Annotated in this window: 27 protein-coding genes and 1 tRNA gene; 25 read left to right on the top strand and 3 right to left on the bottom strand. The window is 39.4% G+C overall.

Going from position 1 to position 23,036, the window contains the following annotated elements; all coding sequences use genetic code 11:
- Nucleotides 1–15: 15 nt before the first annotated feature.
- The 21 genes from MHH70_RS15910 to MHH70_RS16010 all read left to right on the top strand — a co-directional run bounded on the left by MHH70_RS15910 (nucleotide 16) and on the right by MHH70_RS16010 (nucleotide 17,745).
- Nucleotides 16–870, top strand: coding sequence for a YitT family protein (locus MHH70_RS15910; protein WP_066167147.1), 855 nt, complete (start codon nucleotides 16–18; stop codon nucleotides 868–870).
- 43 nt (nucleotides 871–913) lie between these two features.
- On the top strand, nucleotides 914–1,228 hold the full coding sequence (locus tag MHH70_RS15915) for a cytochrome c (protein ID WP_066167144.1): 315 nt from the start codon (nucleotides 914–916) through the stop codon (nucleotides 1,226–1,228).
- A gap of 319 nt (nucleotides 1,229–1,547) precedes the next feature.
- Nucleotides 1,548–2,489: an HPr(Ser) kinase/phosphatase gene (hprK, locus tag MHH70_RS15920; RefSeq protein ID WP_066167141.1), complete on the top strand. Its 942-nt coding sequence runs from the start codon at nucleotides 1,548–1,550 to the stop codon at nucleotides 2,487–2,489.
- Nucleotides 2,490–2,504: 15 nt separating this feature from the next.
- Nucleotides 2,505–3,323 (top strand): prolipoprotein diacylglyceryl transferase, encoded by an 819-nt coding sequence (gene lgt / locus MHH70_RS15925; protein WP_066167139.1) that lies wholly within the window; start codon nucleotides 2,505–2,507, stop codon nucleotides 3,321–3,323.
- A gap of 10 nt (nucleotides 3,324–3,333) precedes the next feature.
- Complete coding sequence (gene ppaX, locus MHH70_RS15930) at nucleotides 3,334–3,981, top strand: pyrophosphatase PpaX (protein WP_342471941.1); 648 nt, start codon at nucleotides 3,334–3,336, stop codon at nucleotides 3,979–3,981.
- Nucleotides 3,978–4,514 (top strand): acyltransferase, encoded by a 537-nt coding sequence (locus tag MHH70_RS15935; protein ID WP_342471942.1) that lies wholly within the window; start codon nucleotides 3,978–3,980, stop codon nucleotides 4,512–4,514. Before ppaX ends, MHH70_RS15935 begins: the two co-directional genes overlap by 4 nt.
- Before the next feature lie 327 nt (nucleotides 4,515–4,841).
- A complete protein-coding gene (locus MHH70_RS15940; protein ID WP_342471943.1) occupies nucleotides 4,842–5,999 on the top strand; it encodes an ATP phosphoribosyltransferase regulatory subunit in 1,158 nt (385 codons plus the stop codon).
- On the top strand, nucleotides 5,999–6,622 hold the full coding sequence (gene hisG, locus MHH70_RS15945; RefSeq protein WP_066167126.1) for an ATP phosphoribosyltransferase: 624 nt from the start codon (nucleotides 5,999–6,001) through the stop codon (nucleotides 6,620–6,622). The genes MHH70_RS15940 and hisG overlap by 1 nt, the downstream gene beginning before the upstream one ends.
- 16 nt (nucleotides 6,623–6,638) lie before the next feature.
- Nucleotides 6,639–7,919 carry a histidinol dehydrogenase gene (hisD, locus tag MHH70_RS15950; protein WP_342471944.1) on the top strand — a complete coding sequence of 427 codons (1,281 nt, stop codon included), beginning with the start codon at nucleotides 6,639–6,641 and terminating at the stop codon, nucleotides 7,917–7,919.
- Between the two features lies 1 nt (nucleotide 7,920).
- Nucleotides 7,921–8,511, top strand: a complete 591-nt coding sequence (hisB, locus tag MHH70_RS15955; protein ID WP_107943277.1) for an imidazoleglycerol-phosphate dehydratase HisB — start codon at nucleotides 7,921–7,923, stop codon at nucleotides 8,509–8,511.
- Nucleotides 8,508–9,116, top strand: coding sequence for an imidazole glycerol phosphate synthase subunit HisH (gene hisH / locus MHH70_RS15960; RefSeq protein WP_342471945.1), 609 nt, complete (start codon nucleotides 8,508–8,510; stop codon nucleotides 9,114–9,116). The genes hisB and hisH overlap by 4 nt, the downstream gene beginning before the upstream one ends.
- The gene (gene hisF / locus MHH70_RS15965) at nucleotides 9,110–9,868 is read left to right on the top strand and encodes an imidazole glycerol phosphate synthase subunit HisF (RefSeq protein WP_066167114.1); all 759 of its coding nucleotides are present in this window, start codon (nucleotides 9,110–9,112) and stop codon (nucleotides 9,866–9,868) included. The genes hisH and hisF overlap by 7 nt, the downstream gene beginning before the upstream one ends.
- A complete protein-coding gene (hisIE, locus tag MHH70_RS15970) occupies nucleotides 9,865–10,482 on the top strand; it encodes a bifunctional phosphoribosyl-AMP cyclohydrolase/phosphoribosyl-ATP diphosphatase HisIE (RefSeq protein WP_066167111.1) in 618 nt (205 codons plus the stop codon). Before hisF ends, hisIE begins: the two co-directional genes overlap by 4 nt.
- A 150-nt stretch (nucleotides 10,483–10,632) precedes the next feature.
- Nucleotides 10,633–12,153 carry a tetratricopeptide repeat protein gene (locus MHH70_RS15975; protein ID WP_342471946.1) on the top strand — a complete coding sequence of 507 codons (1,521 nt, stop codon included), beginning with the start codon at nucleotides 10,633–10,635 and terminating at the stop codon, nucleotides 12,151–12,153.
- A 78-nt stretch (nucleotides 12,154–12,231) separates the two neighbouring features.
- Entirely contained in the window at nucleotides 12,232–13,176 is a 945-nt protein-coding gene (gene trxB, locus MHH70_RS15980; protein ID WP_066167105.1) for a thioredoxin-disulfide reductase, read from the top strand.
- A 414-nt stretch (nucleotides 13,177–13,590) separates the two neighbouring features.
- The gene (locus MHH70_RS15985) at nucleotides 13,591–14,055 is read left to right on the top strand and encodes an 8-oxo-dGTP diphosphatase (protein WP_066167102.1); all 465 of its coding nucleotides are present in this window, start codon (nucleotides 13,591–13,593) and stop codon (nucleotides 14,053–14,055) included.
- 24 nt (nucleotides 14,056–14,079) lie between these two features.
- Complete coding sequence (gene rapZ, locus MHH70_RS15990) at nucleotides 14,080–14,961, top strand: RNase adapter RapZ (RefSeq protein ID WP_342471947.1); 882 nt, start codon at nucleotides 14,080–14,082, stop codon at nucleotides 14,959–14,961.
- 4 nt (nucleotides 14,962–14,965) lie between these two features.
- A complete protein-coding gene (locus tag MHH70_RS15995; protein WP_066167096.1) occupies nucleotides 14,966–15,943 on the top strand; it encodes a YvcK family protein in 978 nt (325 codons plus the stop codon).
- Nucleotides 15,944–15,984: 41 nt separating this feature from the next.
- Nucleotides 15,985–16,926: a DNA-binding protein WhiA gene (whiA, locus tag MHH70_RS16000; protein ID WP_066167093.1), complete on the top strand. Its 942-nt coding sequence runs from the start codon at nucleotides 15,985–15,987 to the stop codon at nucleotides 16,924–16,926.
- 126 nt (nucleotides 16,927–17,052) lie between these two features.
- The gene (locus MHH70_RS16005) at nucleotides 17,053–17,310 is read left to right on the top strand and encodes an HPr family phosphocarrier protein (protein ID WP_107943273.1); all 258 of its coding nucleotides are present in this window, start codon (nucleotides 17,053–17,055) and stop codon (nucleotides 17,308–17,310) included.
- A gap of 24 nt (nucleotides 17,311–17,334) precedes the next feature.
- Complete coding sequence (locus tag MHH70_RS16010) at nucleotides 17,335–17,745, top strand: GNAT family N-acetyltransferase (RefSeq protein WP_066167088.1); 411 nt, start codon at nucleotides 17,335–17,337, stop codon at nucleotides 17,743–17,745.
- 345 nt (nucleotides 17,746–18,090) lie between these two features.
- On the opposite strand, the gene MHH70_RS16015 is transcribed toward MHH70_RS16010, so the two are convergent.
- Nucleotides 18,091–18,165 (bottom strand) — tRNA-Arg (locus MHH70_RS16015).
- Between the two features lie 227 nt (nucleotides 18,166–18,392).
- Here MHH70_RS16015 and clpP point away from each other — a divergent pair.
- Entirely contained in the window at nucleotides 18,393–18,983 is a 591-nt protein-coding gene (gene clpP / locus MHH70_RS16020) for an ATP-dependent Clp endopeptidase proteolytic subunit ClpP (RefSeq protein ID WP_066167087.1), read from the top strand.
- Here the strand turns inward: clpP and MHH70_RS16025 are convergent.
- Both MHH70_RS16025 and MHH70_RS16030 read right to left on the bottom strand, forming a co-directional pair.
- The gene (locus MHH70_RS16025; RefSeq protein ID WP_066167083.1) at nucleotides 18,945–19,166 is read right to left on the bottom strand and encodes a hypothetical protein; all 222 of its coding nucleotides are present in this window, start codon (nucleotides 19,164–19,166) and stop codon (nucleotides 18,945–18,947) included. The genes clpP and MHH70_RS16025 overlap by 39 nt on opposite strands.
- Before the next feature lie 344 nt (nucleotides 19,167–19,510).
- Nucleotides 19,511–20,128 carry a spore coat protein gene (locus MHH70_RS16030; RefSeq protein WP_201261942.1) on the bottom strand — a complete coding sequence of 206 codons (618 nt, stop codon included), beginning with the start codon at nucleotides 20,126–20,128 and terminating at the stop codon, nucleotides 19,511–19,513.
- Nucleotides 20,129–20,217: 89 nt separating this feature from the next.
- On the opposite strand from MHH70_RS16030, the gene MHH70_RS16035 reads away from it, so the two are divergent.
- The 3 genes from MHH70_RS16035 (at nucleotide 20,218) to gap (ending at nucleotide 22,761) form a co-directional block, all read left to right on the top strand.
- Nucleotides 20,218–20,454: a glutaredoxin family protein gene (locus MHH70_RS16035; protein WP_342471948.1), complete on the top strand. Its 237-nt coding sequence runs from the start codon at nucleotides 20,218–20,220 to the stop codon at nucleotides 20,452–20,454.
- 211 nt (nucleotides 20,455–20,665) lie between these two features.
- Nucleotides 20,666–21,703 (top strand): sugar-binding domain-containing protein, encoded by a 1,038-nt coding sequence (locus MHH70_RS16040; protein WP_066167072.1) that lies wholly within the window; start codon nucleotides 20,666–20,668, stop codon nucleotides 21,701–21,703.
- 44 nt (nucleotides 21,704–21,747) lie between these two features.
- Nucleotides 21,748–22,761, top strand: a complete 1,014-nt coding sequence (gene gap, locus MHH70_RS16045) for a type I glyceraldehyde-3-phosphate dehydrogenase (RefSeq protein ID WP_066167068.1) — start codon at nucleotides 21,748–21,750, stop codon at nucleotides 22,759–22,761.
- Nucleotides 22,762–23,036 lie beyond the last annotated feature (275 nt).

Consider the following 23,036-nt stretch of genomic DNA (forward strand, 5'->3'; position numbering starts at 1 on the left):
GAAAGAGGAAGTCTTGTGAACAATAGTGAACAGTTGACAGTGAAAGATACAATTAGCGAATATCTATTTGTCATTGTAGGAGCTGCGATAATTGCCATTGGCTTTAATGTCTTTTTATTACCAAACCAAGTTGCTTCAGGTGGGGTAAGTGGTATTAGTACAATTTTAAATGGTTTATTTGGTTGGAATGCAGGGCTTGTTCAATACGCATTTAATATCCCTTTATTTATTGCGGGAGTTTTAATTTTAGGAAAGAAATTTGGTGTTAAGTCATTTATTGGAACGATTACTTTACCTGCCCTTGTTATCTTCACAAGTGACTGGGGTCCGTGGACATTAAATCCGCTACTTGGTGCAATTTTTGGTGGAATTGTAGTTGGCTCGGGGCTCGGTCTTGTTTTTAAAGGAAAGGCGTCAACAGGTGGTACGGATTTATTAGCACAAATTATTACGAAATTCACAGGTCTTACTTTAGGGACAAGTGTGTTACTTATAGATGGTGTTATTGCTGTTAGTGCTGCACTTGTGTTTGATTTAGAAAAGGGCTTGTATGCAATAATTGGTTTGTATGTAACAACGAAAACGATTGATATCATTCAGCTTGGCTTTAGTCAATCGAAAATGGCCTATATTATTACAACGAGAGAGGAAGAAATGCGTGACGCGATATACAGAGAAGTGAATCGTGGCGTAACAAAGCTTCCAGCTTTCGGCGGTTATACGGGGGAAGAAAAAACGTTTCTAATGGTCGTTGTTTATCAGACTGAATTCACTAAATTGAAACAAGTTGTCAAGATGGTTGACCCAACAGCCTTCGTTGTTGTCTCAGATGCTTATGAGGTACTTGGCGAAGGTTTCAAACGAGCCTAAGTTTGCTATACTGAAGTAGAGTAATTTGTTGGAGGAGAACAGTATGAAAAAAATAGTATTAACAGTTGCTTTCAGTTCAGCTTTACTGTTAGCTGCATGTGGTGGGGATGAGAAGGAAAGTAACGCGACACCACAACCAGAGGGCGAAAAAATTGTGATGAAAAGCTGTGCGAACTGCCACGGTGGCCAATTGCAAGGCATGCGTAATACTCCTGCATTAAATGATGTTGGTGGTCGCTATTCAGAGGAAGAAATTTTAGATATTATTTTAAATGGTACAAAAAGTGGTATGCCTGCAGGCTTACTTAAAGGGGAAGAAGCTGAAAAAGCTGCCGCATGGCTTGCAGAGCAAAAATAATGAATAGAAATGGCTCTTTTACGACAAGTAACCGCAGGAGCAAATCATTCACTGCGACGAGTAACCGCAGGAGCAATTTCTAATGTGTCGGAAGGCTTGTTAACAAATAGCAGAGCTAGGGCTGTTCGAAAGGATATTACCTTTTCGGGCAGCCTTGTTTGTGCTTCTATCATCATAAAAAAGCGAGCTGAAAAAATGATTTGCCATAAAAATTGTAAAACACTCTTTTTTATTTGAATGGGTGAGGATACATTTTCCGTAAAATGAATGGAACATGTTACAATAAAGGGAGACTAAAAAGAATCGAGAGGTTGTGCCAATGGTTCAAGTTACGACAAAGGATGTTATCGAAAAATTTAATTTGCAAATTGTTAGTGGTCATGAAGGGATTGGGCGTTTTATTACGACGAGTGATATATCAAGACCGGGGCTAGAGATGGCTGGTTATTTTACACATTATCCAGCGAATCGAGTGCAGTTGCTTGGAAAAACAGAGCTCTCTTTTTTTGAAATGCTGCCAGAAAGCGTGAAAAAAGAGCGGATGCGCTTATTATGTGCCCGCAATACTCCGGCTATTATTATTTCAAGAAATTTGGAAGTGCCACAAGAATTAATTGAGGCATCGAATGAAAATCATGTACCTGTGTTAACTTCAAAACAAACGACAACTCATTTTTCAAGTCGGCTAACAAATTACTTAGAAAGTGAACTAGCACCGACAACGGCGATTCACGGCGTGCTTGTTGATATTTATGGAATTGGTGTACTTATTCTTGGGAAGAGCGGTGTAGGGAAAAGTGAAACAGCGTTAGAGCTTGTGAAAAAGGGGCATCGCTTAGTCGCAGATGATTCTGTAGAAATTCGTCAAGAATCTGAAAATATGATTATCGGAAGCCCGCCACCACTATTAGAGCATTTATTAGAAATTCGAGGAATTGGCATTATTAATATAATGACGCTTTTTGGTGCGAGTGCGATTAGACCGTATAAACGAATTACGCTTGTAGTAGAGTTGGAAAACTGGGACCCTGAAAAAGTATATGATCGTTTAGGGCTTGATGAAGAGAAAATGAAAATTATTGATACAGAGCTAACGAAGCTAACGATTCCTGTACAGCCTGGACGCAATGTATCCGTTATTATTGAAGTAGCTGCAATGAATTACCGATTGAAAAAAATGGGTGTTAACGCAGCGGAGGAATTTTCGCGTCGTTTAGATGCAGTTATTGCGTCTAATGGGGAAATGGACGATTTTAAATAGAGAAGGAGTAAAAAGATGGAATTTTTTATAATGAAGATTAATCCAATTGCATTTTCAATTGGACCAATTGATGTTCGATGGTATGGAATTTTAATTGCACTGGGCATTGTTCTAGCCTATTTTTTAGCACAGCGAGAGGCAGTTCGACTTGGTATTCATCAAGAGTTTATTGCGGACATGCTTATTTGGGCAGTGCCAATCGCTATTATTAGTGCACGTATTTATTATGTAGGGATGGAATGGGATGTTTATAAGACCAATCCAATAAAAGCGATTCAAATATGGAATGGTGGGATTGCCATTCATGGTGCTTTAATTGGTGCGTTTATTACAGCTTATATATTTACGAAAAGGCGTAATATAAGCTTCTTGCGAATTGCAGATATTGCAGCACCAAGCATTTTAGTAGGACAAATTATTGGACGCTGGGGCAATTTCATTAATCAAGAGGCACATGGTGGAGAGGTATCGCGCAGCTTTTTAGAAAAGCTATTTTTACCTGATTGGCTAATTGAGCAAATGTATATTGAAAGACTCGGCTCCTACGTCCATCCAACATTTTTATATGAGTCACTATGGAATATAGTAGGCTTTATTATTTTAATCATTGCACGTAAATTCAATTGGCGTCGTGGGGAAATGTTTTTCTTTTATATTATATGGTATTCGATAGGGCGCTTCTTTATCGAATCAATGCGTACAGACAGCTTATATTTAATTGGCGACTTGCGCTCAGCACAGCTTGTGTCGATTATTGGTATCGTAGTAGGCTTAGCACTCATTATTTATCGTCGAATGACAGTGAAGCCAGTTGTACGTTATTTAGATAAATAAGGAGTGATGAATGATGGTAAAGGCATTGTTATTTGATTTTGATGGTACTTTATTAAACACAAATGAATTAATTATTGAATCATTTATGCATGTATTGGAAGACAAATTTCCCGGGCAATATTCGCCAAAAGATTGCATAAAATTTCTCGGCCCTTCATTGCGAGAAACATTTGTTGAAATTGCTCCAGATGCTGTGGATGAAATGATTGATAGTTATCGACAGTGGAATATCCAACATCATGACCAGCTTGTCACACAATATGATGGGGTAGTTTCTACTTTGGAGGAGCTATATGCACAAGAGATAAGGTTAGCCATCGTTTCAACAAAGCGCAGTGAAATGATAGAGCAAGGTTTAAATGTGCTAGGTGTGAGGCATTTATTTGAGCATATTATTGGGTTTGACCATGTTCAGCATGTTAAGCCACATCCAGAGCCGATTTTATTAGCATTGGAGAAAATGCAATTGGCAAAAGAGGATGTTATTATGATTGGTGATAATTCGCACGATATTGAGGCTGGACATAATGCGGGTGTAAAAACGGCTGGTGTAGCTTGGGCTTTTAAAGGAGAGGACTATTTACAGCAATTTTCACCGACATATATGCTTCAGCATATGACGGATTTATTAACGATTGTGAAAGGGCAAAGTTTATGAGAAGAACAGAGCGCTATAAAGTAGATGGTGCGAATTCGCTTTGGCATGTTTATAAAACGGTATCCTTTTGGAAGGTAATGAAATGCTTTATTTTTATTCAAATCGGGCGCATTACACCGTCCATGGCGATGAAAAATTGGCTTTATCGTACTTTTCTTCATATGGACATTGGAGATAAAGCATCATTAGCCTTAATGGTGATGCCTGATACAATGTTTCCAGAGCGTATTTCAATTGGCGCAAATTCGATAATAGGCTTTAATACAACGATTTTAGCACACGAATACTTAATAGATGAGTATCGCTTAGGTGATGTGAAAATAGGAAACAATGTAATGGTCGGTGCAAATACAACGATTTTGCCGGGAGTAGAAATTGGCGATGGTGCGATTGTATCGGCGGCAACGCTCGTACATAAAGATGTGCCAGCGGGAAGCATGGTTGGTGGCAATCCGATGCGCATTATTTTCAGCGCGGAGGAAATGGCTGCACGAAAAAATAATGATAGGGACAAGGCGTCCCAACAGCCGTGAAGTTGCCGGCTGTTGGGACGCCTTTATTGGTGTTTTGGCAAAGTGTTTGCTCATTAAAATAGCGAGGGTTTTCTTTGAAAATGATAGAAACATTCAATTTAGCGGTGTTTGTCCTAAACGAAAGAGAAGGATTGAAAATCTCCTTTCAATGTGCGAACAAAATAAATTCAGGTAATTCGCAAATACATCAATAAAACTGACCGAAATCGCAGCATAATTAAAAATAAAATAATTTTCAATAAAGCTAAAGTAACTCAAGACTTGACAATATTTATGCTTTATTATACTATCACACTAGTGAACTAAAGTGTATTGAGGTGTATGACTATGTCTACGATTAAATTATTTGAAAAACCACTTGGAATGCGTGATACATTTCCGCAAACATATGAGAAGTTAGAGGCAATTCGTGCAAAAGGACGACATTTTTTATACGCGCATGGCTATGATTTTATAAAAACGCCATCAGTGGAGTATTACGATACAGTAGGAAAAGCTTCAGCTATTGAGGATGCTTCTCTTTTTAAGCTAGTAGATAATCAGGGCAATATGCTCGTATTGCGTCCTGATATGACAACGCCAATCGCACGTATTGCAACAGCAAAACTGCTGAAGGAAAAAATTCCGCAGCGCCTTGCTTATTTTGCTAGTGTGTTTCGTGCACAGCAAACAGAGGGAGGACGCCCTGCTGAATTTGAGCAAATGGGAATTGAGTTTATAGGGGATTCTTCTGTTTTTGCGGATGTAGAAGTGATAATACTCGCAATTCAATTGCTTCAACAATTGGGTGTTGAGTCCTTTACGGTGACAATCGGACACGCACATGTATTACAGGCAATTTTGCAGCAATATACAATGAGCGGTGAGCAAGCGAATAGTTTGCGTCAATTATTAGTAGAGCGCAATTATGTAGGCTTTGAAGAAACGGTAAAATCATTTGACTTACAAAGAGAAAATAGCGAGATTTTACTGCAATTTATTGAAGAAGCAGCGAATGCTAAAAGTATTTTTAATATAGAGAAATATGTTGTCGATGAAAACACGCTGACATATATATACGAGCTAGAACGATTGTTAAAGCAGGCAAATGTAATGGACTATATTACATTTGATTTTACGTTGGCGAGCTCGATGAATTATTATACGGGAATGCTGTTTGAAGTATTTGCAGTAGGCAGTGGCTTCCCCCTTGGAAATGGCGGACGCTATGATGGATTGTTAGCCCAATTTGGGTCAGAGGTAGGAGCGACAGGCTTTGGCTTCCGTGTCGACCGATTGTTAGAAGTTGTGCAAACGAATGAACCTACAGTAGCAACAACATTGCTATTATTCGAGCCGCATTTATATAAAGAGGCATTGCAGCATGCGACAAAATTGCGGGCAGTTAGTCGCCGTGTGACGCTACAGGCGATTAGTAGCTTAACAAATGTAACTGCATATAAAGCGCAATTTAGCGAGGTTGTATACGTACAGGAGGAAGAATAATGACGGTGTTAACAATTGCTATGCCGAAGGGTCGCATTTTCACTGAGGCATGTAAAATATTAGAAAGTGCCAACTTTCGATTACCTAAAGATATGGAAGATACGAGAAAGCTAATGATTGAAATTCCTGAGGAAAATATTCGATTTATTTTAGCGAAGCCAATGGACGTACCTGTTTATGTAGAGCACGGTGTAGCAGATATAGGCATTGCGGGAAAGGATGTTTTACTTGAACAGCAGCGCACAATCCATGAACTTTTAGATTTGAAAATTAGTACATGCTATATCGCGGCTGCCGGTTTGCCCAATACAGGGATGAATGAAGTGGCGCCACGCATCGCTACAAAATATCCGCGCATCGCGACAAAGTATTATAAAGAAATTGGCGAGCAAGTTGAGATTATTGAATTAAATGGCTCCATTGAACTTGCACCGATGATAGGGCTAGCTGATAGAATTGTCGATATCGTTTCAACAGGTCGTACACTAAAGGAAAATGGACTTGTTGAATATGAGCGTATCGCGGACATCTCATCACGTCTAATTGCCAATCCTGTAAGCTATCGACTGAAAAGTGCACGCATTCAAGATTTAGTAAGTCGCTTAAGAAAATGTGTTGGATAGGAAGAAGGGCTGAATCATGCAAATTACAACATTAACAGATGATATTTCGTTAAAGCGCCCATTAGAGGGGGGCAATGAGCAACAGCTAGCAGTAGTGCGTGAAGTGTTAGCAAATGTGAAGACACAAGGTGATGCTGCTGTTCGTGCATATAGTGAAAAGTGGGACGGCGTAATGCTAAATGATTTTCGCGTTTCACAGCAGGAAATCGACGAGGCTGTAGCAAATTTCGATAAAACACTTTTAGCAGATTTAATCGAGGCGGCGGATAATATCCGTCTTTACCATAAAGAGCAGCGCCGCACAGGCTATAAGCTCCCTTTAGAGAATGACTCTTATTTAGCACAGCGTATTATTCCATTGGAGGCAGTAGGGCTTTACGTGCCAGGGGGCTCAGCAGCATATCCTTCATCGGTATTAATGAATGTTATTCCTGCACAGGTGGCAGGCGTGAAGCGCATCGTTCTTACTTCCCCAGCTAGTAAAGATGGTAAATTACCAGATGCAGTGCTTGTTGCCGCATCGATTTTAGGTATTTCGGAAATGTATAAAATAGGTGGTGCACAAGCAATCGCTGCATTAGCTTACGGAACAGAGACGATTGCCTCAGTAGATAAAATTACAGGTCCCGGTAATATTTATGTGGCACTAGCTAAGCGCGAGGTGTTTGGTGAAGTGGCAATTGATATGATTGCAGGACCGAGCGAAATTGCGATATTAGCAGATGAAACAGCCTATGCGGATGAGGTAGCAGCCGACTTATTATCACAGGCGGAGCATGATGTATTGGCATGTGCGATTTTAATTACGACATGTGAATCGCTCGCAGAAAGGGTTGCGGTGGAAATCGAACGTCAGCTGACAATATTGCCAAGAGAAAGCATTGCGCGTCAGGCAATTGAGCGCTTTGGTCATATTTATATAGCAGAGACGATGGACATGGCGATTGCTGCTGTCAATTCTTTAGCACCAGAGCATTTAGAAATTATGACAGCTGACGCAGAGACAGATGCACAAAAAGTGACGCATGCGGGTGCAATTTTTATTGGACGCTATAGCTCGGAGCCGGTTGGTGATTATTTTGCAGGGACAAACCATGTGCTACCAACAAACAGCACCGCACGTTTTGCAAGTGGGTTGAATGTAGATGATTTTATTAAGCGCACAAGCGTTGTTTATTATAGTGAAAAGACATGGGCACAAAATGCGCCTAAAATTGCACGTCTTGCAAGATTAGAAGGCTTAGAGGGACATGCCAGAGCGGTAGAAGCGCGCGGCTGGAAAAAAGGAGAGGTATAGCATGAGGTACGCAAAAATAGAACGCAACACAAATGAAACGAAAATTGCAGTGGAATTAAACTTAGATGGAGAAGGACAAGCTAAAATCGCAACAGGCGTACCTTTTATGGACCATATGCTTGATTTATTTATAAAGCATGGCTTATTTGATGGCACAATCACAGCAGACGGTGATACGTATATCGATGCACATCATACAACAGAGGATATCGGCATTGTTTTAGGGCAGGTAGTACGCGAGGCGTTAGGTGATAAAAAAGGGATTAAGCGCTACGGCAATGCCTTTGTACCTATGGATGATGCGCTTGCACAAGTAATTGTTGATTGCTCCAACCGTCCACACTTAGAGTATCGAGTAGCACCGATACTAACCGAAAAAGTAGGAACATTTGATACGGAGCTTGTGCATGAGTTTTTATGGAAATTTGCATTAGAGGCGCGCATGAATGTCCATGTCATCGTACCTTATGGGCATAATACGCACCATATTATAGAGGCGATTTTCAAGGCATTGGCAAGAGCGCTAGACGATGCGATTCAAATTGACTCGCGCGTGAAGGGTGTGCCGTCAACGAAGGGGCTACTAACGTGAAAATCGGCATAATCGATTATGGAATGGGTAATTTATTGAGCGTTGAGCAAGCGTTAAAACGGCTTGAGGTAGAGGTTGTGATTACCGCTAATAAAGAGCAATTGCAATTGATGGATGCGCTTATTCTACCGGGGGTTGGAGCATTTCCTGATGCGATGAAAAAATTACAGCAGGCTGGGCTTACTTCCTTTATTCAAGCGACTACAAAGCCTTTGCTTGGCATTTGCCTAGGCATGCAATTGTTATTTGAGGAAAGCGATGAAGTAACAGCGACAAAAGGGCTCGGTGTTTTTTCAGGACGCATTACAAAGTTTACAAATATACCGCGCATTCCACATATGGGCTGGAATGACTTACAGTTTGTTTATAAGCCAAGCTGGTTGACTGCATTACAACAAGAACGCTTCGTTTATTTTGTGCATTCTTTTTATGTAAGTGATATGAAGCAGAAGGAGCTTGTGGCATTTGCTAATTACTACGATGTGCAAGTACCGGGTATTGTAGTGAAAAATAACTTTACCGGCATGCAATTTCATCCAGAAAAATCAGGACAGTTCGGCTTATTTTTATTGCAGCAATGGTTGGAAGGGGTAAAAAAATGTTAACAAAACGAATTATTCCATGCTTAGATGTAAAGGATGGGCGTGTTGTGAAAGGTGTACAATTCGAGTCATTACGCGATGCAGGTGACCCTGTAGAGCTTGCGACATTTTATGATGAGCAAGGGGCAGATGAGCTTGTCTTTTTAGATATTTCAGCCTCCTATGAGGGGCGGGCTACAATGGAGGATGTCGTGCGGCAAACAGCGGCGAAGCTAGCGATTCCTTTTACGGTTGGTGGAGGCATTCGTACATTGGATGATATGAAGCGCATTTTGCGAGCAGGTGCAGATAAAGTGTCTATTAATACTTCAGCATTGGAGCGACCAGCGCTTATCCAGGAAGGTGCAGCTTATTTTGGTTCACAATGCATCGTTGTGGCAATTGATGCGCGTTTTTGTGATGAAGATGATACATGGATGGTTTATACGCACGGTGGGCGCAATAAAACCTCGTGGCAGGCAGTTGAATGGGCACAGGAGGCAGTACGCTTAGGAGCTGGAGAAATTTTATTGACAAGCATGGACCGTGATGGTGAAAAATCAGGCTTTGATTTAGCGTTAACGAAAGCAATTCGAGATGCTGTAACAGTGCCTATTATAGCGAGTGGCGGTGCTGGCAATGCTGAGCATTTTGTGGAAGTATTACAGAAGGCTGATGCGGATGCAGCATTAGCAGCCTCCATTTTCCACTATAAAGAAACGAGTGTAGCTGCCATTAAAGCGTATTTGCACAATAAAGGAGTTTGTGTACGATGATTGATGTAAAATTTAATGAAAAAGGCTTAGTAACAGCTGTCATTCAGCATGCAAAAACAAAGGAAGTGCTAACGGTTGCTTACATGAACGAGGAATCTTTAGCGAAAACGATTGAAACAAATGAAACATGGTTCTTTTCACGCTCGCGCAATGAACTATGGCATAAAGGGGCGACAAGCGGCAATACGCAAAAGGTCGTTTCCATTATGGCAGATTGTGACCGCGATGCTTTAGTTGTAGAGGTACTACCAGCAGGTCCAGCATGTCACACTGGTACAAACTCTTGCTTTACAGAAGCGATTGTGAAAAACGAAGAGGTCGGCTCAGTTAGTATGCTGTCCAAGCTAAGCGAGCTTATTAAAGAGCGAGAGAGTGAATTGCCAGAGGGAGCCTATACAACCTATTTATTTGACAAGGGCATTGATAAAATCGGCAAAAAAATTGGCGAAGAGGCGATGGAAGTGGTTATTGCTGCTAAAAACCGCGATGCTGCAGAGGTAAAGTGGGAAGCTGCTGATTTAATTTACCACTTACTCGTTTTATTACAGGAGCAGAAAGTAGATATATATGAGGTGTTAAAGGTGCTAGAGGAAAGGCATCAAAAGAAGCAATAAGCTTATGCTGTAAATTTTCCTTCTAAAACAAAAATTATGTGCAGATATGGATAAATCAATGACTATTAAATTGTTTGTGCTATAATAATAGATATTATATGAGGAACGTAATTTACGTTCCTTATTTTTCTTGTTTCGGAGGAAATATTGTTGGAAAATAAAGAACAAAAAAAAGAAAATATCGTCTCCTTTGTGCCAACAGGTGATTATTATTATGAAAAAGCAATAAAGGCACTGGAAAGGGACCAATTTGAAAAAGCATATAAATATTTAAAGCGTGCAGAGGAATTGAGCCCAGACGATATACGCGTTTTAACTCAATATGGTTTATTAGAAATAGAGGCTCAAAATTACGAGCATGCTTACGAATTGATTCATACAGCACATAGCTTGGAACCAAGCAATGCGGAAATCCTTTTTTTATTAGCAGATGTTTCAGGCTGTTTAGGCTTGATACATGATGCTAAAAAATATGCAGAGCAATACCTAGAGCAGGAGCCAGAAGGTATGTATGCGCTTGATGCATATGAAATTTTGGATTTTGTGGAGTTTGAGCAAAATCTCACGGAAGATGTCGATGAGCAAGAGGCAGAAAAATTAATTGGGCAGGAAAAAGCTCGACGTTTTATGGAGCAAGGTGCATTTCCAAAAGCGATTGAAGTGCTAGAGCAGCTCATAGAAAAATTTCCTGACGCATGGCCGGCTTATAATAACCTCTCACTCGCCTATTTTTATGTAGGGGAAGCAGAGCAAGCACACGCGTTATTAAACCAAGTGCTACGTGAAAATCATGGCAATCTACACGCTCTATGTAATTTGGCTGTTTTTGCCTATTATGAAAGAGCTGAAGCTGAGCTTGAAAAGCTAACAGCATTGCTCAAAAAAATTCAGCCCTATGATTGGGAAAATCGTTATAAGCTAGGCGCTACTTTAGCTTTAATTGGTGAGTATGAGACAGCCTATAAATGGCTTCGCTCTATGCATAAAAGAGGCTATGAGGGCGACCCCGGCTTTTATTATTGGCTAGCACAATCCGCTTATTTTTCACAGCAAGAGGAAATAGCGAAAGCTGCTTGGCAATCCTTGCTCGTTTTAGATCCTGCAAAGGAAGGGCTTGAGCCATGGCATATGAGCTCATTAGCGGATGAGGAGCAATCATTAGAAAAAAACCGCGAGTTAATTATTGAGAAAATTAATAGTAAATATCCAGCAGACCGCCTTTTTGGGCTTTTTATATTAAAGCATTCGCCACATAAGCAAGAAATTATTGCGCACCCAAAATGGATTGATATTGAAAAGTACAATGAAGTAGAAAAGCTGACTTTAGCATACTCGCTTGGACATGATTTTCAAATGACAACAGAATCTGAAAAAAGCTTTATTCGCTTTTTAGAAGTAGCTGAAAAATTAATAGAGGTATACGGCAAGCTGAATTTTACTGCAACTTCAGCATTGCAACTTTGGTTTTCAATTGGAGAGCTCGCACTGCGCTCCAGCTACTCCTTTAAAAATCCTGCCGCCATTGCCGCAGCAGTAGACTATATGCTGCAATCTGCAATGGGGGACAATATTACCAAAAAAAATTGTGCGGAAAATTATAATATTAGTGTTGCGACATTAACGAAATATGTTAATGAATTGTTAGCATTTGTACCGACTGAGTTTGAATAGGCATTTTATTTGAATATAGCTTTTGAATTGTATACGATGAATGCAGTCTAGTAGTCAAGTTTTGAGGAGGATTTTTTGATGACAGAGGAAAAAATTTATGATGTAGTCATTATTGGTGCTGGGCCAGCGGGCATGACAGCAGCGGTTTACGCATCTCGTGCTAACTTATCTACGTTAATGATTGAGCGCGGTATTCCAGGTGGTCAAATGGCCAACACAGAGGAAGTTGAAAACTATCCAGGTTTTGATCATATTTTAGGGCCAGAATTATCAACAAAAATGTTTGAGCATGCCAAAAAGTTTGGTGCAGAGTATGCTTATGGGGATGTTACAGAAATTACTGACGGGGAACAATATAAAACGATTGTTTCTGGTAAGAAGGAATATAAAACTCGTTCTATTATTATTGCAACGGGTGCAGAATATAAAAAAATGGGTGTACCGGGGGAGCAAGAGCTTGGTGGACGTGGCGTGAGCTACTGTGCAGTATGTGACGGAGCATTCTTCAAACAAAAGAACTTAATCGTTGTTGGTGGGGGAGACTCTGCCGTTGAAGAAGGTGTTTATTTAACGCGCTTTGCAGAAAAAGTAACGATTGTACATCGCCGTGATAAGTTACGCGCACAAAAAATTCTACAGGATCGTGCATTTGCTAATGATAAGGTAGATTTTATTTGGAATGCAACCGTAAAAGAAATTAATGAGGATAATGGTAAAGTAGGTAGCGTTACATTAACATCTACGGTAGATGGCACTGAAACGGATGTAAAAACAGATGGTGTATTCGTTTATATCGGTATGGTTCCGTTAACTGCACCATTTACACACTTAAATATTTTAAATGAAGCAGGCTATGTTGTAACGAATGAAAAAATGGAAACAGCTGTGCCAGGTATTTTCGCGGCTGGAGATGTGCGTGATAAAATGCTACGTCAAATCGTAACAGCGACAGGAGACGGTAGTATCGCTGCACAATCAGCGCAGCATTTTGTTGAAGAATTAAAGGAAAAACATAATCTTTAATTGAACTTTAATAATGCTGTAACTTTCTTGCAACAATAAAAGGGTATACTAAGGTTATTAGTGAATCTCCCTTTTTGAAATTTTTGTTTAGGTTGTTTCTGCTTATTTGCAGAAGCAACCTCTTTTTGTGCTTTCATCTTTACTACTTACAAAAAATTATTAGGCGTGTTGTTAGCTAAGCGCCCTGTTAAACTTCTTTCAGCAAAAATCTCCAGCAAATGTCACAGATTTTGAAGGGAGGCCTGCATGATGCAAGTCAGTTAACCGTCGTCACAGGACGTGACGGTTTTAGGTTAACTTCCACCAAATAGCTTGAAAAAATCTGGATACAATTACGCTAAGGTGTAATTGATAATGTATAATGAAGTAAAAGGTGAATGATAAAATAATTGCAATTGATTTGGGGTGAAATGTATGCAAAGAATTGCCAATTTACTAGCAATACAAGATGGGAAGGTATTGTTACTGCAAAAGCCAAGACGCGGCTGGTATGTCGCGCCGGGTGGCAAGATGGAAAGTGGTGAGTCGATTTATGAAGCGGCTATTCGTGAATTCCAAGAAGAAACGAATGCAACACCGCAAAATGTCCATTTAAAAGGTGTTTATACGATGGTGATTAAACGGGAGCAAGAAATCGTTAATGAGTGGATGCTTTACACTTTTGTCGCACATGGTATAGAAGGTATACCTTATGAGGAAACGAGGGAAGGCATACTTGGCTGGTTCGATATTGACCAATTGCACCATTTACCAATGGCTGAAGGAGACCGAACAAATTTGTTGTTTGTTGCATCAAATAAAGGGATGCAATATGGGACATTTGAGTATACAGAGCAATTTGAGCTATTAAGTGAAACAATACAAAATTCACAAGAGTAAATAAGCGAAGGGAGAACTGTCGATATGAGTAATCAAACATATGCACAGGAGCTAGTAATTATTTCAGGGATGTCTGGGGCTGGAAAGACGGTAGCGGTGCAAAGCTTTGAAGATTTAGGTTTTTATTGCGTCGATAATATCCCACCAGAACTTTTGACGACATTTTTAGCATTAATGCGTGATTCAGAGAGGAAAATTTCACGTATAGCTGTTGTAATGGATTTGCGTGGGTATCAGTTTTTTGAATCAGTATCGGCTGTTCTGAATGAGCTAGCCAATCAGGAAGATATTCAGGGCAATATTTTATTCTTAGATGCCGATGATGAGGCACTCGTAAGACGCTATAAAGAAACGCGACGCTCACATCCTTTGGCGCCAGCAGGTCTACTTTTAGATGGGATTAAATTAGAGCGTCAATTACTTGAGGAAATTAAAAGTCAGGCAAAAACAATTATTAATACATCGACGCTAAAGCCAAGGGAGCTACGTGAGATTATTACGAGTAAATTTGCGCATTCTAATAAGCCAATTTTTTCAGTAAATGTCATGTCCTTTGGCTTTAAACATGGCATGCCGATTGATGCTGACTTAGTATTCGATGTGCGATTTTTGAAAAATCCTTATTATGTTGAAGAACTCCGCCAAAAAACAGGTTTGCAAACGGAGGTTTCCTCCTATGTTTTGGCGACAGAAGAAACACAGCAACTTATCGTAAAGCTAACGGATTTATTGCAATTCATGGTTCCGCTCTACAAAAAAGAAGGTAAATCGCAGCTAGTCATTGCATTTGGCTGTACAGGTGGTCAGCATCGCTCTGTAACATTAGCAGAATATTTTGGAAAGCTGCTTAGTCAAAAGGAGCATACAATTGTGACGCACCGAGATATTAAACGTAGAAAGGCTTGATGGGATGGAAAAACTCAATAAAAAAGTCGTAGTCATCGGTGGCGGAACAGGGCTTTCCACTGTAATACGTGGTTTAAAAAAGAAGCCCTTTGATATTACAGCTATCGTAACTGTGGCAGATGATGGTGGGTCTTCAGGACGCCTTCGTGATGACTACGATATTCCACCGCCAGGCGATATACGCAATGTAATTGCTGCGCTCTCCGATGTAGAGCCTTTAGTTGAGAAGATGTTTCAATATCGCTTTTCGAACTCGGACGATTTAGGTGGTCATTCATTAGGAAATTTAATGCTTACAGCACTAACGGATATTACAGGTGATTTTAGCCACGCCATTGCTGAAATAAGCAAAGTGCTGAATGTACATGGCAAAGTATTACCTGCCTCTAATAAAAAAGTCACGCTGCATGCGGAGCTAGTTGACGGAACCTATATTGAGGGAGAGTCGCGTATACCGCAAGCTCAATCAGCAATTAAGCGAGTTTTTTTATCCCCGGGCGATGTAGCTCCTTTACCGGCAGCTATTCGTGCGATACATAGCGCAGACTATATTTTAATTGGCCCAGGTAGCCTATATACGAGCATTATTCCCAATTTATTAGTTGAAGAATTAGGGACTGCTGTTATTCGTTCCAAAGCTGAGAAAATATACATTTGCAATTTAATGACACAAAAAGGTGAAACGCTAAACTATAGTGTAGCAGACCATATTGAAGCCATTCATGCGCATATGAAAACACCATTTATTCAAAAGGTGCTAGTCAATGATTTTATAATGCCGCAACCTGTTATTGATAGCTATCAAACTGAAAATGCTAAGCCGGTTGCTGTAGATATTGAACGTATCGAAAAAATGGGAATTGAAGTAATTCAAAAGGAAATTGCGCTCATTAAAAACAATACTGTACGTCACCATGCACTGAATGTAGCACAGTGGCTAGAAGAATGTAGCGAACAAAAGCAGCGAAAAAAGAAATGCTAATAGCGGGACTTTATTCCTTGTAAAGAAAGGGGGAGACATCGATGTCGTTTGCATCAGAAACAAAAAAAGAGCTGACACAAATAGAGGCGGATGATATGAACTTAAAGGCGGAAGTTTCTGCACTCATTCGAATGAATGGCTCATTATCATTTACAAATCGCCAACTTAGCTTAGATGTCCAGACAGAAAATGCTGCAATTGCCAGAAGACTTTATACGATTGTTAAAAAGCTTTATCCATATAATGTAGAGCTACTTGTTCGTAAAAAAATGCGCTTAAAGAAAAATAATGTGTATATTTGCCGGGTGCGTGAAGGTGCTCGTGAATTGTTAACAGATTTGCAAATTATTTCGGATGAATTTCAATTTAACCATACAATTGCCGAATCACTTGTTCAAAAAAATAATCATAAGAGAGCGTATTTGCGTGGCGCTTTTTTAGCAGGGGGTTCTGTTAATAACCCTGAAACATCCTCCTACCATTTGGAAATTTATTCGCTATATAAAGAGCATGGTGAAGCATTGGCGGAGCTAATGAATACGTTCCAGCTAAATGCCAAAACGATTGAGCGAAAAAAAGGCTTTGTAACTTATTTAAAAGAAGCAGAAAAAATTTCTGATTTCTTAAGCCTAGTAGGCGCACATCAAGCAATGTTGAAATTTGAAGATGTACGAATTTTAAGGGATATGCGCAACAGTGTAAATCGCATTGTGAATTGTGAAACAGCGAATTTGAATAAAACGATTGGTGCTGCATTGCGCCAAGTTGAAAATATACGTTATATTGATAATGCCATTGGGCTTGATCAACTGCCTGAAAAGCTGCGTGAAATTGCACGTCTGCGTGTAGAGTATCAAGATGTGACATTGAAGGAGCTAGGCGAAATGGTATCGACGGGTGTTGTAAGTAAGTCAGGTGTCAACCATCGTTTACGTAAAATCGATGAAATTGCAGAGGCAATTAGACGCGGAGAAAAAATTTAAGCTAATAGTAGAAAAATTTTGAAAACGAATACAAAATACGATGCGTATACATTGTTCTTTTCCTATCAATTCGATAAGATAAGGTTACAATAATAGATGAGCGGTAATGGAAAGGGAGAAAAGGGAATGACTGAAAATCAAGTAGAAGTCAAATTAAAATCAGGATTGCAGGCTAGGCAGGCAGCGCTTTTTGTACAGCAAGCAAATCGCTATAAATCTGATGTCTTTTTACAAAAGGACAATAAAAAAGTAAATGCCAAATCGATTATGGGAATTATGAGTTTGGCAATTGCGAGAGGCACACAAGTAACCCTAATAGCTACTGGTGAAGACGCAGAAAAAGCAGTTGCCGCACTGACGGAATTTATTGAGCAAGAAGACTAAGCAACTGTAAGTAGGAGAAAAAATATGTATAAATGTAGAGAAGCATCAAATGAAGAAGTTCAATTTGTTGAGGAGGAATTAACGAAATATAATTTACGAAAAAAGCCGCTATTACAAGAAAAAGAGTTCATTTCTTTTAAGCATGTAGTGGAGGACGATGGCAAAATAATCGGTGGTGTATTTGGTTATTCTTCCTACTATAAAATTGGCTATATTGATACATTGTGGGTTGATGAAAATTATCGTCATAAAGGAATCGGGACAGTGCTTTTAAAAGCAATTGAAGCGGATTTATATGATTTTGGTTGCAAGGTCATTCGTCTTGAAACTTTTGATTTTCAAGGACCTGCATTTTATAAAAAGAATGGTTATGAGGAATTTGGGTCGCTCTATTACCCAAATGCAAATCTTTATGAAATCTTTTTAAAAAAATAAGGAAATATTGTTGCGGTCAGATTGCATTTGCCAACTGACCGTTTTTTAGCGAGAAAGAATGAGGCTGTCCGAAAAGATGTGCACTTTTCGGACAGCCCCGTCCCTTTTCTTTATTCATAAAACCGATAAACCTCTATTGCTCGCTAATTTATATTCAAATGATAGTTGTCATGAATTAAATAAGTCTGTCATAAGTAGTTTAAAGAGAGGTGGATAAGGCTCAATCGGTACAGTGTGATATCGCCTTTATCCATCAACTCCCTCTTATGAGTCAATTAGGCTGCTAAACTAATTGGCTCATAAATCAGGTCTTGCTATACAAAATATTATATTGAAACAGTAAAATGGTGCCCTCGGAGGGAATCGAACCCCCAGCGGAAGAACCGGAATCTTCAGTGTTATCCATTACACCACGAGGACAAGTGCAAAAATTGTGCAAAGCTCTGAATGGTGATAAAATCATCGTATATGCAAAAATTAACGACTTTTCAATTATACAAACGACAGCTGAATATTTCAAGATAAATTTTCGGAGTTTATATTTGACCTTTCTTGACTATTGCGTGTATGATAAGAATACAGTTGAAGGAGCTTAGCTTTTCAACAATGAGCATATGAATTTACCTTTTATAAAGGAGGATTTTTCAATGAATTTAATTCCTACAGTTATTGAACAAACAAACCGTGGTGAGCGAGCTTACGATATTTATTCACGCTTACTAAAAGACCGTATTATTTTATTAGGCAGTGCAATTGATGATAATGTAGCAAACTCAATTGTAGCGCAGTTATTATTTTTAGAGGCAGAAGACCCAGATAAAGATATTTCTTTATACATTAACTCTCCTGGTGGTTCAATTACAGCAGGTATGGCTATTTACGATACAATGAACTTCATTAAACCGAAAGTACAAACAATTTGTATCGGTATGGCTGCGTCGATGGGGGCGTTTTTATTAGCTGCTGGTGAGCCAGGGAAACGTATGGCATTACCAAACGCAGAAGTAATGATTCACCAACCACTTGGCGGTGCACAAGGGCAAGCAACTGAAATTGAAATTGCCGCAAAACGTATTTTACACTTACGTGAAAAATTAAACACAATTATGGCTGAGAAAACAGGTCAAGATTATGCAACAATTTCTCGCGATACAGACCGCGATAACTTCATGACGGCTGAGCAAGCAAAAGCATACGGCTTAATTGATGAAATTATTGAGCGCAACCAAGTGAAATAATAGAGGCGTCCAAAAAAGCCGTGCGATTGCCGGCGTTTTGGACGCTTTTGTTAATGTTTCTTCAAAGGGTTCACACAGGGAGAAACGCAAGAAGATTTTATCACGATTCAGCAGGAAACTCCCACCTCCACAGGCGCAAGATGAATCCTGATTCAGTAGGTGTTCAAATACCTGCTGAATCATGATAAGGCCTCCAGCAGATGTCACAGATTTTGAAGAGGAGCTTTTCGAGCAAGCTCGAAAAAATCTGGACGCAATTACGCCTCGGCGTAATTGATGAAAATCGGAAAAACACTAGATTTAGCAGATTGTTTTCGAGTGAAGGTGAAAAGCAAATTTTCATGGTATATGTAAGAGCCATTGCTTTTTTATCGAAAAATCCTAATTCACCCATCTTCACTTAGAAGAAACACTGTTACTCTCACTATTAAAGATAGTCTTCTTTATTTCCATAAGCATATCTTTTAAAAAGCATCCTCAAAAAACGTCCCACAAGCAGGCGAAAGCACTGCTTGTGGGACGCTCTTTTAGTTTGGCATGTTTTTTGCCATTTGACCTTGACCATACATATTAAGCATCGCTTGCATATCAGGGCCTGACAATTGAGGCACTTGATAATTGCCTTTTTTGTTTTGATAAATAGATATTTCATAGGCCATTTCAATACAGTTTGGTACAGAATCCTGTAGGACACGGCGTAACACAGGGTTACACGTTTCGAGTGCAGCCTTTGTTTTGCCTGTAGCACCAACTTTATGAACGCTTAATAAGCAGCCAGCGATGATAGCATCATCTAGCTCGTTAGCAGCTTGCATTGGTTTTTTTGGTTCACCTGGTGTGATACCATATTTGAAATCATTTCCTGTTTGCATATTGTATGTGCGTGTAGGATGCTGTGGGTCGTGCCCCGTTTTGTATGCTTCGACAGTAATATTATATTCATCGAGCATAAAAGCATATTGCTTGTCCATAATAGAAAGTAGCTCTGGGTCTTGCACATGGTCACGCAGCAAAACGCATTGATTTAAGCCACCAATCATTGCGCTTAAAACTTCATGCACATCAAATAACTCATGTCCGCCATGATTTGTCGAAAGTGGTCCCATTGCTTGTTCCTGCTGTTGCTGTTGAAAATCACCTGTCATTAATTTTTCCTCCTATCGAAATGTCGTACATTTTATAGGTTGCCTAACTTGTGTTATTTTATACATAGTGAATTGAAAGAGGGATGCAAATGAAAACAGTTAATTTTTACTTAAGACCTGATTGTCAGTTATGTGAGGAAGGCTTGCTGACACTAAAGCTTGTACAAGAGGATTATGCATTTGAGCTCACTGTTATTAACATTGAAGAAAACGAGGCACTACATGAGAAGTATATGCTGATGATTCCAGTTGTTACTTGTGATGAGCAGATTCTTCAATACGGTCAGCTTGATTATGTAACACTGTTTGAAGCACTGCACGAGTAACGGTGCTTCAAGTAGTCGTTATTATAATTGATTCGAAATTTTTAGACAAAATAATTTGCTAAAAAATATAGATGTGTATATAATATAGTCGAAAGGTAATTTTTTTTACTCTAAGTGGGACGATTTTTTATTGGTGGGACAAAAAATGACCCGAAGATATACCTACTTATATTAAGCAACAATTGATTGAGGCTTCACTTTATGGAAGGTGATGTTGTTGAACGGTAATTCTTTATATGAAATGCAGCGCAAATTGGTGCCGGAAATGGATGATTTGCTGACGAAGCGCTTTCGATTATTGCAGGCAATTGCATTACAAAGCCCTATCGGAAGAAGAGCTTTAGCTGATATTTTACAGCTTACAGAACGCGATGTTCGTAAAGAGACGCAAATTTTAAATGACCAGCAATTAATTCAAATTCAGGTCAAAGGCATGGTTTGCACAGAACTTGGGTATACCGTTTTAGAGCAATTAAAAACATTGTTTAACGAGTTAATGGGTATTTCCAAAAAAGAGCAACAGCTTCAGACTGCGCTTCAAATTAGCAAAGTTATTATCGTCCCAAGTGATATTGAGCAAGATGTGAGCACTTATTCTTTAATAGGAAAAGAGGCTGCAACACTTGTTATGCAAAAAGCACAGCCGAACTGCAAAATAGCGGTGACAGGAGGTAGCTCAGTTGGCTCGATTGGGCCATATCTACAACCTTCTAAAGCTTTGCAAAGTGCACAATTTATTGCTGCACGAGGTGGGATTGGTGATGAAATGACAATGCAAGCGAACACGCTCGTTGCACAATTTGCCGAGCGGTGTCACGCAACGTATCGCACGCTATTTTTACCAGAGCATTTAAGCGAACAAGCATACAGTGCTATGAAAGATGAACCAATTGTTAAGGAAATGATTGAACTTTACGACAATATTAATATCGTAATTCATGGCATAGGTGATGCAATGGAAATGGCTGACCGCAGGCAAAGTACAGAACAAGACAAACAATTATTGCTGAACAAAGGCGCGATTGGTGAAGCATTTGGCTATTATTTCGACGAACAAGGGCAAATTGTGCACCATATTCGCACAATCGGAATTCAGCTAGAACAAGTGCAGCAAAGTGATTTAATTATCGCGATTGCAGCGGGAGCAAGTAAGGCAAAATCGGTACAGGCATATTTTAAAAATGCAGTAAAAAATACAATTTTCATTACCGATGAAAGTGCAGCAAATGCAATTTTAGAAAATCTATAATGGGCAAATAAGCTCTTATAAATAAATTTTTGGAGGAATTTCACATGGCAGTAAAATTAGCAATTAATGGATTCGGACGTATTGGACGCAAAGTATTTCGTGAAGCAATGAATAACAGTGAAGTGGAAGTAGTTGCAATCAACGACTTAACAGATGCTGGTCAGCTTGCACACTTATTAAAGTATGACTCAGTACACGGTATCTATGATGCTGATGTGAAAGCAGGGGAAAATTCTTTCACTGTTAACGGTACAGAAATTAAAGTATATGCAGAAAAAGACCCAACACAATTACCTTGGGGCGAATTAGGTGTAGACATTGTACTTGAATGTACAGGTATTTTTAACAATAAAGAAAAGTTAAGCTATCATTTACAAGCAGGTGCGAAAAAAGCGATTCTTTCAGCTCCGGCAAAAGGTGATGTACCAACATATGTAATGGGTGTAAACCACGAAGATTACAATCCAGAAACAGATGATGTATTATCGAATGCTTCTTGTACAACAAACTGTCTTGCACCATTGGCAAAAGTATTAGACGAAAAATTTGGTATCGAGCGCGGATTAATGACAACAATCCACTCTTATACAAATGACCAACGCATTCTTGACTTACCACACCCTGACTTACGTCGTGCGCGTGCTGGTGCGTTATCAATGATTCCAACTACAACGGGTGCAGCAGTAGCAGTATCAAAAGTATTACCTCAGTTAAAAGGTAAATTAGATGGCTTCTCAATGCGTGTACCAACACCAAACGTATCTTGTGTAGACTTAGTTGCAACATTAAAAAAAGACGTAACAGTTGAAGAAGTAAATGCAGCATTAAAAGAAGCAGCAGAAGGCGAATTAAAAGGTATTTTAGATTACAATGAGCTACCATTAGTATCAACTGATTACAATGGCAACGTAAGCTCTTCAACAATCGACGGACTATCTACAATGGTGCTAGAAAATAAACTAGTAAAAGTTATTTCATGGTATGATAACGAAAGTGGTTACTCTGCACGTTTATTAGATCTTGCACTATATGTAGCAAGCAAAGGTTTCAAAAAATAATATAGCCTGAGTCAACAAGAAGAAAGGGGTCGTCTGAAAAATCATTTTGAGACGGCCCTTTTGCGACGAGGATAATGACAATTTATCATGAAACTCCCATCTTCATAGGTGGCGAGAGGAATGCTTATCTTGCATTTTATTCAGTGGGTGTTCAAACACCTGCTGAATCATGATAAAGCCTCCCGCGGATGTCACAGATTTTTTTCGAGCTTGCTCGAAAAAAATCTGGACGCAATTACGCCTCGGCGTAATTGATTGTGACTACTGCAGGTGTT

The organism is Metasolibacillus sp. FSL H7-0170, from assembly GCF_038593115.1.
GTDB classification, from domain to species: domain Bacteria; phylum Bacillota; class Bacilli; order Bacillales_A; family Planococcaceae; genus Metasolibacillus; species Metasolibacillus fluoroglycofenilyticus.